This window comes from Mesorhizobium abyssinicae, assembly GCF_049887195.1.
Classification (GTDB): Bacteria; Pseudomonadota; Alphaproteobacteria; order Rhizobiales; family Rhizobiaceae; genus Mesorhizobium; species Mesorhizobium abyssinicae.
The window spans coordinates 1-244 of record NZ_JARAKC010000169.1 but is presented as its reverse complement, the minus strand read 5'-3'; the positions used below and the strand labels follow the sequence as shown (position 1 = coordinate 244).

1 protein-coding gene is annotated in these 244 nt (G+C 70.9%); it reads right to left on the bottom strand.

Translation table 11 applies throughout. The annotated features are described in order from the left end of the window. Nucleotides 1-244: phosphopantetheine-binding protein (locus tag PU724_RS34215; RefSeq protein WP_426213878.1), on the bottom strand; the 244-nt coding region annotated here is incomplete at both ends.

The following is a 244-nucleotide window of genomic DNA, read 5'->3' as shown; positions in this document are numbered from 1 at the left end:
GGCACCGCCACCTCGCGATGGCTGCCAAGGCTGGCGGCAAGATCGCAAAGCACCGGTGTGGCGAACAGGGTGCGCACCTCCACCCCAAGCGACAGCCGCCGCAGCCGCTCCATCAGCTGCACCGCCAAGAGCGAATGGCCGCCGAGCTCGAAGAACTGGTCGTGGCGGCCGATGCGCTCGACGCCGAGCAGCTCCGCCCAGATGCCGGCCAGCGCCGTCTCGACCTCGCCTTGCGGCGCCGCAT